Source organism: Desulfovibrio simplex (assembly GCF_055387835.1).
The window spans coordinates 2,791,285-2,806,841 of record NZ_AP042377.1; the positions used below are offsets into that span (position 1 = coordinate 2,791,285).

The following is a 15,557-nucleotide window of genomic DNA, read 5'->3' on the forward strand; positions in this document are numbered from 1 at the left end:
CACATTTTTTGGAGACAGAGATGGCCATAATACACAAGAACAGCAATTTATATCTCACGTTACTACGCCTGCGAAGAAACCGTCTGGCCATTATTGGTCTCGTCGTCCTGATATTGCTCGTCTTCGTGGCTGTATTTGCCCCCCTTATCGCTCCATACAATTATGCCGAACAAAACTTGTCAGAGGCCTTCGAATTCCCCAGCTGGGAGCACATCATGGGCACTGATGACTTTGGCAGAGACATCTTTTCGCGCATCATTTACGGCGCTCAGATATCACTGCAGGTAGGGATCTTCGCCGTTCTTCTGGCCATGCTTATTGGAGGCAGCCTTGGAGCCGTCGCCGGGTATTTCGGCGGCAGGCTGGACAATACCATCATGCGCTTCATGGACGTATTGCTGTCTATCCCGCAAATTCTACTGGCCGTTGCCGTGGCCGCAGCCCTGGGGCCAGGCTTGCTCAACCTTACCATAGCCGTGGGCATCGCCGCGCTGCCCACATTCGCGCGTGTTGTACGCGGAGCGGTTCTTTCAATCACGGGGCAGGAATATATTGAAGCCGCCCACTCCATGGGAGCTTCCGATTTTTGGATAATCACCCGGCACATACTCCCCAACTGCAGCGCTCCCATTATCGTCCAGGCAACGCTGCGCGTGGCTCAGGCAATCCTGGCGGCCGCGGCCCTTTCGTTTCTGGGACTGGGCATTCAACCGCCATTTCCTGAATGGGGTGGCATGCTCGCAAGCGCGCGTGGCTTTATCAGGGGCTATTCATATATGACTATTTTCCCTGGTCTGGCCATCATGATAACGATCATGGCCCTGAATTTTTTGGGTGACGGGCTCAGAGACGCCATGGACCCGAAGCTGAAGCGATAATCGTACAAGTGAGCAATCACGGTTTAACGATGGAAACGCGCCCCCAAAAACTGTCTGCCAGTACGCATCCACGATGAATAACTACAAATCTGAATTATATCCCTGGCGAGCATACCGGATGAGCATCTAGGACTGCTTTATTCCAGGATCAAGGAGAGGGCCATGCCGGATACAGAATTCATTTTAGACATTCGCGATCTAGCAGTCCGCTATCATACTGACAGCGGTGTGGTTTGTGCTGTTGAGGGCCTCAATCTGAGTTTAAGACCAGGGGAATTTTTAGGGCTTGTTGGAGAGACCGGAGCGGGAAAAACGACGACAGCTCTGTCGGTGATGCAGCTTATCGCTTCGCCTCCAGGGGAAATCTGCAGAGGAGAAATTTTGTTTGACGGGCTGAACCTGCTCACGCTTTCTGAAGAAGAAAAACGGCATATCAGAGGTGGAAAAATCGCCATGATTTTTCAGGATCCCATGACATCTCTGAATCCAGTACTCTCCGTACAGGAACAAATTGAAGAAATGATTTCACTGCACAGTTCTATCCCGCGCGAAAAAGTTCACGAAAAAGCTGGTGAAATGCTCACCCTTGTGGGCATACAGGCAGAACGTGGATCTGAATTCCCCTATCAGTTCAGCGGGGGCATGAAGCAGCGCGTAATGATAGCAATAGCGCTCGCCTGCAGTCCGCAACTTCTTATCGCAGACGAACCCACCACTGCGCTGGACGTAACCATACAGGCTCAGGTGCTTGAACTCATGCAGGAATTGAAACATCACTTCAATACAGGCACGATATTGATCAGCCATGACCTTGGAGTGGTTGCAGAACTTTGCGATAGCGTTGCAATTATGTATGCCGGGCGCATAGTGGAAAAAGGAACAGCAGCTTCTATCTACAATTCACCCATGCATCCTTATACCCAAGGCCTTTTCAATTCCATTCCAGATCTGACAACAACAGTATCCAGGCTCAATACTATCCCAGGCCTCCCTCCAGATCCGGTGAATCTCCCTCCGGGGTGTTGTTTCGCTCCGCGCTGCCATAAGGCAAGCCCCAGGTGCACAGAATCTTCCCCCCAGATCAAAGAAATAGATCCAGGGCATTTTGTGGCATGCTTTCACCCCTCCTGTAGCAAGCCAGCGTCCCACAAGGAGGCCTGCCATGAACAATAAAGAATTCTCGCCGCCACTGCTCGAAACAATACGCCTTAAAAAATACTTCCCCACGGCCCATGGATTATTGCACGCGGTTGATGGCGTAAACCTCACCATAGCCAAAGGAGAAACACTTGGTCTGGTGGGCGAATCCGGCTGCGGCAAGTCCACCCTGGGCAGAGTATGCATTCGTCTGCTGGAGACCACAGAGGGAGAAGTGCTCTTTAAGGGCGACAATATCTGTAACCTGACCAAAACCGGGCTGCGCGCTTTTCGACGTAAGGCGCAGATGGTCTTTCAAGATCCATACTCCTCTTTAAATCCTCGATTTTCCGTAGAGCAACTTATTGCCGAGCCTTTGCGTCTGCACAAGGTATACGCACGGGAACAGGAAATGATGGGGCATGTATACAAATTAATGGATACCGTGGGATTAGCCAAACGCCTGGCCACCTCTTTTCCACATGAACTGGATGGCGGCAGACGCCAACGCATCGGTGTCGCGCGTGCTTTGGCCTTGAACCCTGAATTCATAGTGCTGGATGAGCCCGTCTCTGCCCTCGATGTCTGCATTCAAGCACAAATCATCAATTTACTTCAAGACCTTAAGGAATCTTTCAAATACACCTACCTGTTTATCACCCATGACCTTAGTGTAGTACGTCACGTCTCCGACCGCATTGCAGTGATGTATCTCGGGAAAGTCGTTGAATTGGCTGATCATTTAGAAATTTTTGAACACCCGCAACACCCCTATACGCAAGCCCTGCTTTCCGCCATCCCCATTCCCCGTTTGGATATACGGCGCCAACGGATACTGCTGGAAGGCGACGTCCCCAGCCCGGTGAATCCCCCGGAAGGGTGCCGTTTTTATGGACGCTGCCCTTCACGGAGAGACGCATGTCAAAGAACCGAACCTGCTTTGACGGAACGGAGCCCAGGGCACTTCACTGCCTGTTTTTATTCCGGCCCGGTCAAAACAGACGGAGGACAAGGCCGTGCCACCCCCTAAAGTTCTGGCGGATGTTCTTCCCGTACGCGAGATACAGACGCGCGCACAAAGTCTGCGCTGGTCCGTAACCGTGCCCCTTGTTACAAATCCTTTTTTGCTCGTGGATGTATTTTGGTTTGCTCTGCTGGGGGGATCTCTGGTTTTCGCCATACTGGTCAGCGGGGTATGGTTCACAGAAGGCGCCATCAGAACTGACGACATCAGAGTCAGCCTGCATTTTGCCAGCTTGACCTTTGGGGGGTGTATAGCAGCCTACATCTTGCTATCATTGTTTTTTTTTAAGAACAGGTATTTTGCCGTTTATGAGCTGAGCGATAAAGGCATCTATCATGAAGGCAGCCGCGGATCGGACGATCGACCATCTTCCTTGTTTTTACATATGCGACCCTGCCCGGTTGCAGGATCTGTCCGGGCAGCAAGAACGAAGGGAAAAAGCATCTCCTGGGCCCAGGCGGACTGCTTTCAAGACGTGCGAACCATGAGGGTCATCCATATAAAGCGCGGCATTTGGCATGTTTTACGTTTGTATACACCGGACAACGCCACTCACAAGCTCGCGGTAAAGTACATATCCAAACATTTGCCCGCTAAAAACAAATAGCAATTCCACGGGCATGTTCTGGACATCATCAAATTGTTCCAGCAATCACGCGTTTTGAATAATGGAGCGCAGTGGCGTAACGAGAGCAGATTAACTTTGAAATGCTTCACAGTTCAAAATTTTCATTCAGCCGAAAAATGCGATTTGCGGTAGCCGTTAGCGGGTCTTTACCGCTTACGGATAACCAATGCTGCCTTTGCGGCAGCCGTTGCTTTAGCCGTTGTGACGCAGGAAGCTACGGCTGAAGCTCGGCAGAATCCACGCCACGTTGTGGCGCGCTGCACTTTCGTGCAGCGTTAGAGCACTTACACTTTTTCAAAGTTAACATGCTCTGGTAAACGCCCTTTTAACAACGCTATGGAAAGCTGAAAGCTACGCACAAACTTCACCTGCCGGCATCGACAGCGACTTTCTGATCACCTCAAGCGTTTCATTGGCGCCGCTCATTTGCAGGACGACTTTTTTTCCCTGGAGCCGGTCCCTGAGTTTTATGGCGGCCATGATAGTGGATGCGCCCGCCCCTTCAGCCATGTTTCTTGTGTGATACAGTGCCAGCTGAATGCCCTGCAATATCTCGTCTTCACCCAAAAGAACAAAATCCGCCAACTGATCTTTATAAATGCTGAATGGCAACGCAAAACCTTCACCTGTGGCAAATCCGCCCGCAAACGTCCTGTTGTCTGATGAACGCAACTCTCCCTGCTTCCAGGAAAGGTACGCGGCCTGGGACGAAGCCGCCTGAACGGCATATATCTCTATGGCCGGGTTGATCCGCTTGAAAACAGTAACAGCGGCAGCAACCTCGCTGCCGCCGCCCAAGGGCAGAACAATGGCGTCGATATCCGGCAATTCTCGCAAAATTTCAGTGAATTCGGTGCCCACGCCATTTATTAAATGTGGCTCGTTAGCGGCGTGAACAAAGCGCAGGCCATGCTTTTTTTGATACTCCATGCCAAAGGCCGCCGCTTCCTCAAAGGTTTTTCCCTCTTCCAGCACTGTGGCGCCAGTTTCACGCATGGATTGTATTTTTACCCTGTTGCTGTTTTGAGGAACAACGACAGTGGCGTCTATGGAGAATCGCTGCGCGGATGAAGCAATGGAAATACCGTGATTTCCTGTTGAAAACGTAATAACCCCCTTTACCTTTTCCTGTTTCAAATGGTGCATGAGGTTAATGCCGCCTCTGATTTTGAAGCTTCCCCCCGGATGGTGGTTTTCATGTTTGATATATACCTGACCGCCAATCAACTCCGAAAGGCTTGGGCAGACTGTCAGTTGTGTGGGTTTGAGAACTGAAGACACTATTTTTTCTGCGGCAAATACTGCGCTCAAAGAAACCTGCGTCCTCATGTTACCTTCTCTTTCCTTCCGCGATACAAACATTTCTCAAAATAAAAACCATACGCACAACGAACTTTCCACACAGCATATCACTGCATTTCGATCCATCGGGCAAAAATCGGCATCGCCTGGAAATGCCCGGCGGGCAAAATGATGCGGACAGATTTTGGCCTGCAAAAACTATTGGGCGTATTTTTTAACCATAGTATCAACAGCGTCGGCATATGCGCTGGCCTTAAGGCCAGCGACCTGCCCCTGATCCGCGAACTCGCGTGAATACCGGGCGCTGACCGCCGTATCCTGAAATGGCCGGGGGGAAAAGGCCTCCCACTGGCCAGTTTTTACATCAAGAAGCGCGACCTTCAAACGGATGCGCATTTCCTGTTCTTCATCGGGAATCATGCCGCCGACGAAGGGCATCCACGACAAGGCTTTTGTCCCCTTGCTTTTTTGCGCTGTTTCCAACGTTCCCCAATAAACCATAATGGTATCGCAGCCGCCTTTTGCCGCCGCCAATCGCAAGGCTGTGGCGTAGTTGCCGCCATCGCGCCCTGTGGGAACCCCGGAAAACGCTGCGACGTCATAATATTGCTCCAAGGCTCTGAGCATCTCCTCATCCGGCATCAGCGCGCCGGATTGGACAAGCATCAGTGAGGAACCTTTGGGCAAAATAAGCTTCTGCTTCCCGGCCAGGGAACGATTGATTTCCTCTTGCGAAGCCGCAACGCCCGCGTCAATGCCCAACACTGCGAACTCGCTTAGCTCTCCACTATAAAAAGGATTGCCGGCCCCGGCATTTCCCCTGTGCTCCGCACGGTAGCCAGAATCAGAAATGGATCTGACGCCACACCCTGATAGTGCGATCAAAAGGACAAGGATTGGAACGAGCGGGATCAGCGCTATTTTTTTGTTTTTTTTCATATAAAATTTGTTCTTACCTAATCCAAGATTGTTTTATCAGGATAAAAATCATCATAAATTTTCAATAAGGCCTTGCGGTATCACTGACATATAGCGCACGTTCCCTTTCATCTCTTTTCCTGTCCGGATCGTCAATGCATTCTACTGACCTAAGAAATTCGAAATAATCATCCGGAGCCCCTATTTCCGTTGCTCCATGAATAACATGGTACATGTACCAGGAATAAGGCTGCAGAGACGGATTTGTTTGAGTTGCAAAATACATAATAGCCTTGAAAGATTCATCTTTACAATTGCTCACTGTAACAGTCTTCTTGTCATAGCCATGCCCATAGCCTTCAAAACTATCCAACTTGGCTTCGTCATCTTCTGGAATTTCAAATAACGCACCGAAAACATAGTCCTTACAATTTCCAGTAAACTGGCAATCGCATTTCCCCGACCCGTCCTTCTTACTCACTTTATGAAACTTGATAGAATGCTCCTTGAGAGTAAAAAGCCCCATCAGGACCGCGCCGGGCACTCGTTTCTGCAATCTTGGTTCCGACATGTTAGAACCATAGGCAAAATATTTCATAAGTCATTCTCCGGAAGTTACTTTACTGCACCGCGTAATTATTTCTTGTATAAGAAGAGAAGTTAATGATCTCTTCATTAATTGTAAATATGCATCTTTTCAAACGCAAAAACGGCGATTTACCTGTTCAGGAATCCCGTTTCCATTTGCTCTATGGCTGAGAGGGAGAGATTTGAAATCTCGATACAGGTTTAAGGACGTATATGTGCCTGGCTGTCGGATTGACTATTTTTATTAGACAATTTTTTCATTCAATTACAAACATTTCATGCCCTATCTGCACTCAGTCACACCCCTGTCCTGTCATTAATGCAAAAGTATGGATACCTATTTTCAAGGTAACCGTAGTTCAAATGCCAAGCATGGCCGTTGCGCGCCTGGCGCTTCACCATTTGCAGACATACTCCTCGTCATCGCGCACCATAGAAAATGGCCTCATTATCTTGTCCAACACTGAAAGTACGGCAGTTTTTTTCGCAAGATCAGCAGTATACAGCAGCATTTTTCCGTATAACGCCTGAACAATGATCCGCAGAACGCGGGCTTCCGTCAAAATTTTCTCTTGCTTTTTGAGGCCGCCCTCAATAAAACTGACCAGTCAGTTTTATTGAGGGGTTTACCATGTCTGAATCCACATCCATCCCTTCCCCCCAGGCTCAGGAGCTCCCCACAAAGGAGGGGCAATCTTCGCCCAGGCGTACACGGATAATGCTTGCGCTGGGATTGCTTATAACGGTGGGCCTGCTGGCATGGGCAGCATGCTGGTTTTTTGTGTGGCGCTTTGAGGAAACCACCAACGATGCCTATGTTTCCGGCAATGTGGTGCGCATCACTCCCCAGATTTCAGGACGTGTGGTGGCGGTGCTGGCTGACGATACGGACAGCGTGCGCGCCGGGCAGCCCCTGGTGCGCCTGGACGATGACGACGCGCGCCTGGCCCTGGATCGCGCGCTGGTGGACCTCGCCTCAGTGGTGCGGGAGATCGCCCGCCTTCAGGCCCAACGGCGCGAAAGTCTGGCGTTGATCAAGGTTGCGGAAGTGACCCTGGCCCAGGGCACGACCAACCTTCGCCGCCGCGAAATTTTGGGACGCGAAAAGGCCGTGCGCCTGGAAGAAGTGCAGGACTACCACGCGCAGGTCAAAAACGCCGCCGCGCAACTTGACGCGGCCCGCCAGCGCTGGCAGGCCCTGGATGCCCAGTTGCTGGACGGTCCCGTACAGGACCAGCCCGCTGTGCGCCAGGCTGCCGCCAGGGTGCGTGAATGCTGGCTGGCGCTGGAACGCACAGTCATACGCAGCCCCGTGGACGGGCAGGTGGCCCAGCGCAGCGTGCAGTCCGGCCAGGTGGTGGCGGCGGGAACGCCGCTCATGGCCGTTATTCCTCTTAACAGCCTGTGGGTGGAGGCCAATTTTAAGGAAGTGCAGCTGCGGCACATGCGCGTGGGCCAGCCTGCCTCCATTACCGTGGACATGCACGGCTCGGGGGTGACCTATCAGGGACGGGTGGCGGGGTTTTCCGCCGGCACAGGCAGCGCGTTTTCGCTGATTCCGCCCCAGAACGCCACAGGCAACTGGATCAAGGTCGTCCAGCGGGTGCCGGTGCGCATTGAACTGGAAGGCGGGGAAGCGGAACGGCATTCGCTGCTCATCGGCCTGTCTTCCGTGGTGACGGTGAACATTGATGACGCTTCAGGCCCGCTGCTCACCGACATCGCCCGGCAGCGCCCCCTCCCCCAAGCGCTGACCGCGCGCGGCACGGAGCCGGACATGGCGCCCATTGAAGAACGCATCCGCAGCGTCATTGCCGAAAACAGCCCGCACGACAGCAGGCCGCCAGACAACAGGCCGATGGAGCGCTAACTCATGGATTCCCCGGTGCGTCACCCTTCGCAAGCTGCCCCCAACGGAAAGGATGCGGCAAGCCCCGCCCCGCCTGCGGCCTCCAGGCCGGTAGAGCCTCTGGCCGGAGGCATGCGCGTACTGGCCACGGTGAGCATTGCCCTGGTCACGGCCATGACCGTTCTGGACACCACCATCGCCAACGTGGCTCTGCCCACCATAGCGGGCAATCTGGGGGTGGCCGCCTCTCAGGGCACACTGGTCATCACCTTTTATGGAGTCGCCAACGCCATCGCCATTCCCCTTACCGGCTGGCTGGCGCGGCGCTTCGGCGAGGTGCGCGTTTTCAACATAGCCACCTTTTTCTTTGTGCTGGCGTCGCTGCTCTGCGGGCTTTCCCATTCGCTGACCATGCTTATCGCCGCGCGCATTCTTCAGGGGGCGGCCGCCGGGCCGCTGATTCCCCTGTCCCAGAGCCTGCTGCTGGCATGCTACCCGTCGGAAAAACGCGGCCTCGCCCTGGCCATGTGGTCCATGACTATCGTGGTCGGTCCCATTATGGGGCCTATTCTCGGCGGCTATATTTGCGATGACTTTTCATGGAACTGGATTTTCTTTGTCAATGTGCCCCTGGGCATTTTCTGCCTGCTGGCCCTGCGTTTAGTTCTGGATGGACGCGAAACCCCTGTGATGCGCGCACCCGTGGACAAGATTGGTCTGATACTGCTGGTGCTGGGCGTGGGTTCCCTTCAATTGATGCTGGATGAAGGCAAGGACCATGACTGGTTCGCCTCCCCTTTAATCCTCGGATTAGGCATTGTTGCGGCCATCGCTCTGGTATTTTTCGTAGCATGGGAGTTAACGGAAAAAGAACCTGTGGTGGATCTTTCACTTTTTCGCCACCGCAGCTTCACTGTGGGTACTATTTGCATATTTTTGGGGTTCATGCTGTATTTCGCATCGGTAGTGCTCATGCCCATGATGCTCCAGACGCGCATGGGCTACACCTCCATGTGGGCAGGTTTCACCCTGGCTCCTATTGGCATATTTTCTCTTTTTATCTCGCCGATTTTAGGGAAAAATGCCGCCAAGCTGGACATGCGCGTGCTGGCCAGCATCAGTTTTGTGGTCTTCGGGCTGTGCTTTTTTTGGCGCAGCTATTTTTCCCCCAATATGGACGTATCCTTCGTCATGTGGCCACAATTTGTGCAAGGCCTGGCCGTCGCTCTTTTTTTCATGCCCCTGACCAGCCTCAGCCTCAACGGCATACCGAGCAGCCATGTGGCCAGCGCCACGAGTCTTTCCTCCTGCCTGCGCACCCTGGGCGGTTCCATAGGTTCTTCGCTGGTCATGACCCAGTGGGAACGTCTGGAGGCCCTGCACCATGTACGCTTTGCCGAAGGCATGACCGACGCCAGCTTCGCTTTTTCCCAGGCCATGCAGGGTTTGCAAGGTATGGGCATGAGCGCTATGCAGGCCACGGCATGGATCAATCAGGAAGTGACGCGCCAGGGCTTTCTTGTAGGATTCAACGAACTGTTCTGGGCCGGAGGCTGGGCGTACTTCCTCATGGCCGGACTGGTGTGGCTCGCGCCCGCGCCGCAACGCAGGAGATAGACATGTCGGAAACACCCGTGCGGCCTGAGCCCACGAAACGCGAGAAAAAAAACGAAGCCCGCCGTCGGGCCATTCTGGATGCGGCCCTGGAGGTTTTTTCGGCGCACGGCTTCGCCGCAGCCCGGGTGGAAGACATAGCCCGCGCCGCCAAAGTCGCCAAGGGAACCATATATATTCATTTCGCCGACAAAAAGGATATCTTTAACACTCTGGTGCTTGAAGACCTTCTTGCCCTGCACCAGAGCGTAAGGGATACGCTGGCCCGCACGGAACTTCCCCTGCACGAGCGCCTCTTGCGCATGGCCCAGCCCTTTCTGGAGAATAACGGCATCTCCCGCAGCATGCAGATCATTCGCCTCATCCATGCCGAAGGGCTGCACAATCCATCGCTGGTGCGGCCCTACCATGAACAGATTATCAGCACACTTGCCACGTTGCAGCGCCATATGCGTGAGGTGGGACTTCGCGGCCCTGTATGCGAACATCCGCAACTGATCATGGCGCCGCTCATTCAGGGCATCATCTGGCAAGGGCTTATGGGCGATCTGGTGCCCCAGGACGTTGCCGGCGCGTATCGCGCCAACCTGGATGCCCTGCTGACGGCGGCAGGATATTCCTTCCAGGTGTCGCCTCATGCTATATAGATGAAAGCATCTACCGTCAGTCCTTCACGTTCGGCATCAAGAGCAAGCACATGAACAGCGCAGTAGTTTACATTGAAAACAATGAAGATAAATCCGTATATCTTATTTGATAATACCTCTTTGCGCTGAGAATTGAAAAATAGTTTTCATGCCTCGCACCTATCGCATAATGTTCAGTTCGCTTTTGCATTTTTTCATATAGCAGCAAATGCACAGAAAATTATGCGACAACAAAACGTGTGAACGCATGTCACTGAGTATCAGTTACCCTGGAAATGTCCCGCCACCGCCGCCGCTCCTCCCAAATCGTCAGCGCCGCCATCGGCCACAAGATCACAACGCCACAAAGCAGAAAAACTGACTAACACTTACGCTATTTATCTAAATTAGCAGGTAAATTCAAATACAAGCCCATAGTGTCTTGAATGGGACAACCATTATGGAAAGCTGAAATTAAGCGTAACGTTAAGCGTAAACCTCACTGAGCGGCGTGGACAGCGACTTTCTGATCACGTCAATGGTTTCATTCGCCCCACTCATTTGCAGAACGACTTTTTTTCCCTGGAGCCGGTCCCTGAGCTTTATTGCGGCCATAATAGTGGATGCCCCCGCCCCTTCAGCCATATTTCTTGTGTAATACATTGCCATCTGAATACCCTGCAAAATTTCGTCTTCACTCAAAAGCACAAAATCAGACAGATGGTCTTTGTAAATGCTGAACGGCAACGTAAAGCCTTCACCTGTCGCAAATCCGCCTGCAAATGTTCCATTGTCTGATTTGCACACTTCGCCCTGTTTCCAGGAAAGGTACGCGGCCTGGGACGAAGCCGCCTGAACGGCGTATATCTCTATCGCCGGGTTGATCTGCTTAAAAACAGTCACAGCGGCAGCGACCTCGCTTCCGCCGCCCAATGGCAGAACAATGGCGTCGATATCCGGCAATTCGCGTAAAATTTCAGTAAATTCCGTACCCACGCCATTTATTAAATGAGGCTCGTTTGCGGCATGGACAAAACGCAGGCCATGCTTTTTTTGATGCTCGAGACCAAACGCCGCCGCTTCTTCAAAGGTTTTTCCCTCTTCCAGCACTTTGGCGCCGGCTTCACGCATGGCTTGTATTTTAACCCGATTGCTGTTTTGGGGAACAACGATTGTGGCGTCTATGGAGTATCGCTGCGCTGATGAAGCAATGGAAATTCCGTGATTTCCTGTTGAAAACGTAATAACCCCTTTCACGTTTTCCCGTTTCAGGTGGTGCATGAGGTTGATGCCGCCCCTGATTTTGAAGCTCCCTCCCGGTTGCTGGTTTTCATGCTTAACATACGCCTGGCAACCAATTATCTGGGAAAGGTTCTGGTATGGCATCAGTTGTGTGGGCTTGAGAGCCGAATAAACTATTTTTTCTGCGGCAAATACTGCGTTCAAAGAAACCTGCGTCCTCATCGTACCTTCCCTTTCCTTTCTCATCACAAAAATTCCACATAGTGAAAAGAGGTGCGCTCAACACCGGACTTCCAGCTCATCAAACAGCGGCCTTCCAGCCGTTGGGCAAATGAGCTTGCCCCAACTGTTCGAGCACTCCCCTGACAGATACCATTCTGATCTTTTTCAAAAAATTGAGCCGCCACAGCGCCAATCAGTTTGGCCCTCGACGCACCCAAGCGGCACAGGAAGTAAGATCGCTTCTTCCCGCAAACGCGGAACCGACAATTCGGCTTCCACCCTCAATTGTTTTATCTCGCTCGACGTGACTCGCGCTGTCACTGCCTCAGCAGTACGCGCCCCAGGCCCTTATCGCCGCGGGCGTTTATCCGTTCCGCATAAGCCAAGCATCCAGTTTAACAGGAGCAACTCCACCCCGCAATGTCACGGGCCAGACTTACTGTCGGGCGTCAGCCGTATCCCAATAATCTGCTCTTCGGTGAATCTGCTACGTTTCATTCTTGTGCTCCTATGTCAGGAACACTAACTTTTCAGTGACATACTTTTAGGGGGGAGGATCAGAGTAGTTGGCCCCCGTTATTCAAACTTTCCAGTATCCCACGTCCAGGTTTTTTTCTGCCGCAGTCGAGCAATTCTTCCAGCACTCCCTCTAAACGAGTCAAAGACTCAATCTGCTCTCGCACATTGGCAATATGTTTTTTAACAATAGAGTTGGCTAAGGCACATCCTGACTGCGGATTATCCTTATAAACCAGAAGCAGACGGATGTCGGACAGGCCCATACCATGCTGGCGGCAGTGCTTGATGAAGCGCAGTTTCTCAAAATCCTGCTTTCCGTACAGTCTGTAGTTTGAACCGGAGCGATTGGGCGCATCCAGTAGGCCTTTTTTTTCATAAAACCGTATCGTAGCACTTTGAATACCTGAAAGTTTTGCCAGTTCGCCTATTTTCATTTTAACCCGCCATAAAAATTTTTCTGGATCAGCTTGACCTTGAAGCTACTATAAGCTTTACACTCTCAAAAAACTAGGCGCTACTTTGCGTAGTGCGGCACCAACTTATTTATCGGTGAAATCTTATGAGAAAACCTTCTCCCGGCCTCGCGCTTGAAGGATTGCCCTTCATATGCTTATGCGCTTTTTCCGCCATGCTTTTTGCGTTTGTTGGCTACTGGCCTTTGGTGGTTCTTTTGCTTCTCGTCACATGGGTTGCAGCTCACTTTTTCCGCGATCCCGAAAGAGTGGTTCCAAACGAACAAGGCATTGCGGTCAGTCCCGCTGATGGAAAAATCGTCAAAATTCGCCAAGAGCGTGATCCTTTTTCCGGTCAATCGCGCACATGCATCAGTGTTTTCATGAACCTTTTCAACGTGCATGTGAACAGAATGCCGGTTGCCGGAAAAATCTCCGCCATTTCCTTCTATCCAGGGAAGTTTTTCAATGCCTCCCTGGATAAAGCGTCTGAATATAATGAACGGTGCGCCTATTCCATTAATGCCCCGGAAGGCAATTTTGTCATGGTGCAGATTGCTGGACTGGTAGCGCAACGCATCGTGTGCCGCGTGGATGAAACTGATGAATTAAAGCGCGGTGAACGTGTTGGCATGATCAAGTTCGGCTCCAGGGTTGACTTGTATCTGCCGGAAAACTTTCGACCTTCCGTTGCTGTCGGAGAAAAAGTGTTTGCCGGACAAACTATTATCGCACGAAGAGAATACACATGACATCAGGCAAAACCACAGTTGTACCGGGATTGGAACTGGATGGCGGTTCCATTGAACCACATACGGATGGCATGCTCGATGCCGCTGATCGCCGCATCCTGAATATTATCCAGAGTTCATTTCCATTGGAATCACGCCCATACGCCGCTATTGGGAGAACTGTAGGAATATCGGAAGAAGAGGCCTTTGCCCGTGTCCAAAAAATGAAGGAAAAAAAAACCATTCGCAGAGTTGGAGCAAATTTCAATTCCGCCAAACTCGGCTTCAAAAGTACGCTTTGTGCGGCAAAAGTTCCGCCCGATAAACTTGATGCTTTCGTGGCTGAGGTCAACGCTCATCCTGGCGTCACCCATAATTATTTACGCAGCCACGAATATAACGTTTGGTTTACCTGCATAGCGCCTTCATGGGAGACGCTATGCGCTGTTATTGACGGCATTAGCGAAAAAACTGGCATCGCTGTTTTGAATCTTCCAGCAACCCAGCTGTATAAAGTCAAAGTAGATTTTCAACTTGAATAGGTAGCCACAAGTTTTATTGCATTATTCCATATCGCCAAGTTGCTGCGCACAACTCATTGGGCTGGCTAACACCGGAAGAATTTCGTGCAAAGAGTATAACCTGCAACCCATCGGGAATCACTAATTTACAAATGGTATATGCAGTGGGGTAAGGTCGCTATCGCAAACTTCAGTCTTTCTCAATTTAAGAATTTTACTTTCAGAAATGCTTCTCGAAATAAGAATTTTCTCATTTTGCGAAGCAAATTTTTTTATCCCCATCTCTCCAAACCTCCGCACTATACCTGCATTATTGGCATTTTTTTCACATACTCAATTTGGCCTTTTTTTTGCGTACAGTGGGATGAAAGGTTTTAGCCGTATTTTTCTGGAATTGTTACCCCGAGGTCAACATGTCTATCAGGACGCGCCTGAACTCTTACCCAAAAACTCCCCGCACAGGTGCCGACCTTTCAACACTGTCCCCTGCGGTTGCTGAAACCATACGACTCTTCCACGCCACGTTCAAAGAATACAAACCCACGCCTCTGAACCGACTGCCAGGGCTTTCAGCCGAGCGTGGACTGAAAAACGTATGCGTCAAGAACGAATCCAAACGATTCGGGCTAAACGCCTTCAAAGTGCTTGGCGGCCCCCACCCTACCGGGGGCTGCCTTGCACACAAAATTCACCTGCCACCACAAAGCCTTACACATAACAGCCTTGAAGCCTCTGCGGCAAAGACAAAAACCGGCGACACCACCGTTATTGCCACCAGTGACGGCAACTACGGACGCGGTCCCGCCTGGACAGCCCGTGAACCTGGTTTCAAGCGCATCGGCTTCATGCCCAAAGGGCCAATAGAAATTCGCCGGAACAATATTCTTGCTGAAAAAACGCAATACACCGTGACCTCAATTATGATGAGGCAGTACGCATGAGCTGGGGGCTTGCCCAAAAAACCGGCCATGTGATGGTGCAGGACGCCGCCGGGGAAGGCTATGGAGAAATTCCCTCCTGTATAATCCAGGGCTGCAAAGGCCCCGAAATCGCCGGGAGCCGTGGCGCATCAGATCAGAACAGCGGCATGGCCTCCATGGCATACGGTGCGCGGAGTATGAAAGAGCTGGGCCGTATCCCCGCTGACGGCACCGTGGCCCCGGTCGGCACCGTGCAGGAAGAAGACTGCGACGGTCTGTGTTGGCAGTGTGACGAAACTCTGCAAATCAGAGCCATACAGGGCTGTGCGGCACGCCTTGGCCGCCGGATACAGACGCCCGCTTCTGCAAATGGGCGCCCTATTTCG

Annotated in this window: 16 protein-coding genes and 1 pseudogene; 11 read left to right on the plus strand and 6 right to left on the minus strand. The window is 51.8% G+C overall.

Annotated features, from left to right (window positions below):
• Positions 1 to 20: 20 nt before the first annotated feature.
• The 5 genes and pseudogenes from ACZ5DH_RS11495 to ACZ5DH_RS11515 all read left to right on the plus strand — a co-directional run.
• Positions 21 to 173 (plus strand): annotated as a pseudogene (locus ACZ5DH_RS11495) (hypothetical protein); the annotation flags it as partial.
• A gap of 42 nt (positions 174 to 215) precedes the next feature.
• Positions 216 to 878 (plus strand): ABC transporter permease, encoded by a 663-nt coding sequence (locus tag ACZ5DH_RS11500; RefSeq protein WP_464256546.1) that lies wholly within the window; start codon positions 216 to 218, stop codon positions 876 to 878.
• A gap of 162 nt (positions 879 to 1,040) precedes the next feature.
• Positions 1,041 to 2,051, plus strand: a complete 1,011-nt coding sequence (locus ACZ5DH_RS11505) for an ABC transporter ATP-binding protein (RefSeq protein WP_464254410.1) — start codon at positions 1,041 to 1,043, stop codon at positions 2,049 to 2,051.
• Entirely contained in the window at positions 2,041 to 3,045 is a 1,005-nt protein-coding gene (locus tag ACZ5DH_RS11510; protein ID WP_464254411.1) for an ABC transporter ATP-binding protein, read from the plus strand. Before ACZ5DH_RS11505 ends, ACZ5DH_RS11510 begins: the two co-directional genes overlap by 11 nt.
• On the plus strand, positions 3,032 to 3,646 hold the full coding sequence (locus ACZ5DH_RS11515) for a hypothetical protein (RefSeq protein ID WP_464254412.1): 615 nt from the start codon (positions 3,032 to 3,034) through the stop codon (positions 3,644 to 3,646). Before ACZ5DH_RS11510 ends, ACZ5DH_RS11515 begins: the two co-directional genes overlap by 14 nt.
• Before the next feature lie 372 nt (positions 3,647 to 4,018).
• On the opposite strand, the gene ACZ5DH_RS11520 is transcribed toward ACZ5DH_RS11515, so the two are convergent.
• The 4 genes from ACZ5DH_RS11520 to ACZ5DH_RS11535 all read right to left on the minus strand — a co-directional run bounded on the left by ACZ5DH_RS11520 (position 4,019) and on the right by ACZ5DH_RS11535 (position 7,038).
• Complete coding sequence (locus ACZ5DH_RS11520; RefSeq protein ID WP_464254413.1) at positions 4,019 to 5,029, minus strand: threonine ammonia-lyase; 1,011 nt, start codon at positions 5,027 to 5,029, stop codon at positions 4,019 to 4,021.
• Between the two features lie 138 nt (positions 5,030 to 5,167).
• The gene (locus ACZ5DH_RS11525; RefSeq protein ID WP_464254414.1) at positions 5,168 to 5,908 is read right to left on the minus strand and encodes a hypothetical protein; all 741 of its coding nucleotides are present in this window, start codon (positions 5,906 to 5,908) and stop codon (positions 5,168 to 5,170) included.
• Between the two features lie 61 nt (positions 5,909 to 5,969).
• Positions 5,970 to 6,485 carry a gamma-glutamylcyclotransferase family protein gene (locus tag ACZ5DH_RS11530; protein WP_464254415.1) on the minus strand — a complete coding sequence of 172 codons (516 nt, stop codon included), beginning with the start codon at positions 6,483 to 6,485 and terminating at the stop codon, positions 5,970 to 5,972.
• Positions 6,486 to 6,870: 385 nt separating this feature from the next.
• Complete coding sequence (locus ACZ5DH_RS11535) at positions 6,871 to 7,038, minus strand: hypothetical protein (protein WP_464254416.1); 168 nt, start codon at positions 7,036 to 7,038, stop codon at positions 6,871 to 6,873.
• A gap of 68 nt (positions 7,039 to 7,106) precedes the next feature.
• Here ACZ5DH_RS11535 and ACZ5DH_RS11540 point away from each other — a divergent pair, with 68 nt between their 5' ends.
• Genes ACZ5DH_RS11540 through ACZ5DH_RS11550 form a run of 3 tightly spaced genes read left to right on the plus strand, consistent with a single transcriptional unit; the run spans position 7,107 to position 10,585 of the window.
• Entirely contained in the window at positions 7,107 to 8,345 is a 1,239-nt protein-coding gene (locus ACZ5DH_RS11540; RefSeq protein WP_464254417.1) for an EmrA/EmrK family multidrug efflux transporter periplasmic adaptor subunit, read from the plus strand.
• A gap of 3 nt (positions 8,346 to 8,348) precedes the next feature.
• Positions 8,349 to 9,941: a DHA2 family efflux MFS transporter permease subunit gene (locus ACZ5DH_RS11545; RefSeq protein ID WP_464254418.1), complete on the plus strand. Its 1,593-nt coding sequence runs from the start codon at positions 8,349 to 8,351 to the stop codon at positions 9,939 to 9,941.
• Between the two features lie 2 nt (positions 9,942 to 9,943).
• Complete coding sequence (locus ACZ5DH_RS11550; RefSeq protein ID WP_464254419.1) at positions 9,944 to 10,585, plus strand: TetR/AcrR family transcriptional regulator; 642 nt, start codon at positions 9,944 to 9,946, stop codon at positions 10,583 to 10,585.
• Between the two features lie 465 nt (positions 10,586 to 11,050).
• On the opposite strand, the gene ACZ5DH_RS11555 is transcribed toward ACZ5DH_RS11550, so the two are convergent.
• Both ACZ5DH_RS11555 and ACZ5DH_RS11560 read right to left on the minus strand, forming a co-directional pair.
• Positions 11,051 to 12,052, minus strand: coding sequence for a threonine ammonia-lyase (locus ACZ5DH_RS11555; RefSeq protein ID WP_464256547.1), 1,002 nt, complete (start codon positions 12,050 to 12,052; stop codon positions 11,051 to 11,053).
• Between the two features lie 533 nt (positions 12,053 to 12,585).
• On the minus strand, positions 12,586 to 12,981 hold the full coding sequence (locus ACZ5DH_RS11560) for a MerR family transcriptional regulator (protein ID WP_464254420.1): 396 nt from the start codon (positions 12,979 to 12,981) through the stop codon (positions 12,586 to 12,588).
• A 125-nt stretch (positions 12,982 to 13,106) separates the two neighbouring features.
• Here ACZ5DH_RS11560 and ACZ5DH_RS11565 point away from each other — a divergent pair, with 125 nt between their 5' ends.
• The 3 genes from ACZ5DH_RS11565 to ACZ5DH_RS11575 all read left to right on the plus strand — a co-directional run bounded on the left by ACZ5DH_RS11565 (position 13,107) and on the right by ACZ5DH_RS11575 (position 15,192).
• On the plus strand, positions 13,107 to 13,751 hold the full coding sequence (locus ACZ5DH_RS11565) for a phosphatidylserine decarboxylase family protein (RefSeq protein ID WP_464254421.1): 645 nt from the start codon (positions 13,107 to 13,109) through the stop codon (positions 13,749 to 13,751).
• A gap of 71 nt (positions 13,752 to 13,822) precedes the next feature.
• Positions 13,823 to 14,272 (plus strand): siroheme decarboxylase subunit alpha, encoded by a 450-nt coding sequence (ahbA, locus tag ACZ5DH_RS11570; RefSeq protein ID WP_464256548.1) that lies wholly within the window; start codon positions 13,823 to 13,825, stop codon positions 14,270 to 14,272.
• Between the two features lie 392 nt (positions 14,273 to 14,664).
• Entirely contained in the window at positions 14,665 to 15,192 is a 528-nt protein-coding gene (locus ACZ5DH_RS11575; protein ID WP_464254422.1) for a pyridoxal-phosphate dependent enzyme, read from the plus strand.
• Positions 15,193 to 15,557: the final 365 nt, after the last annotated feature.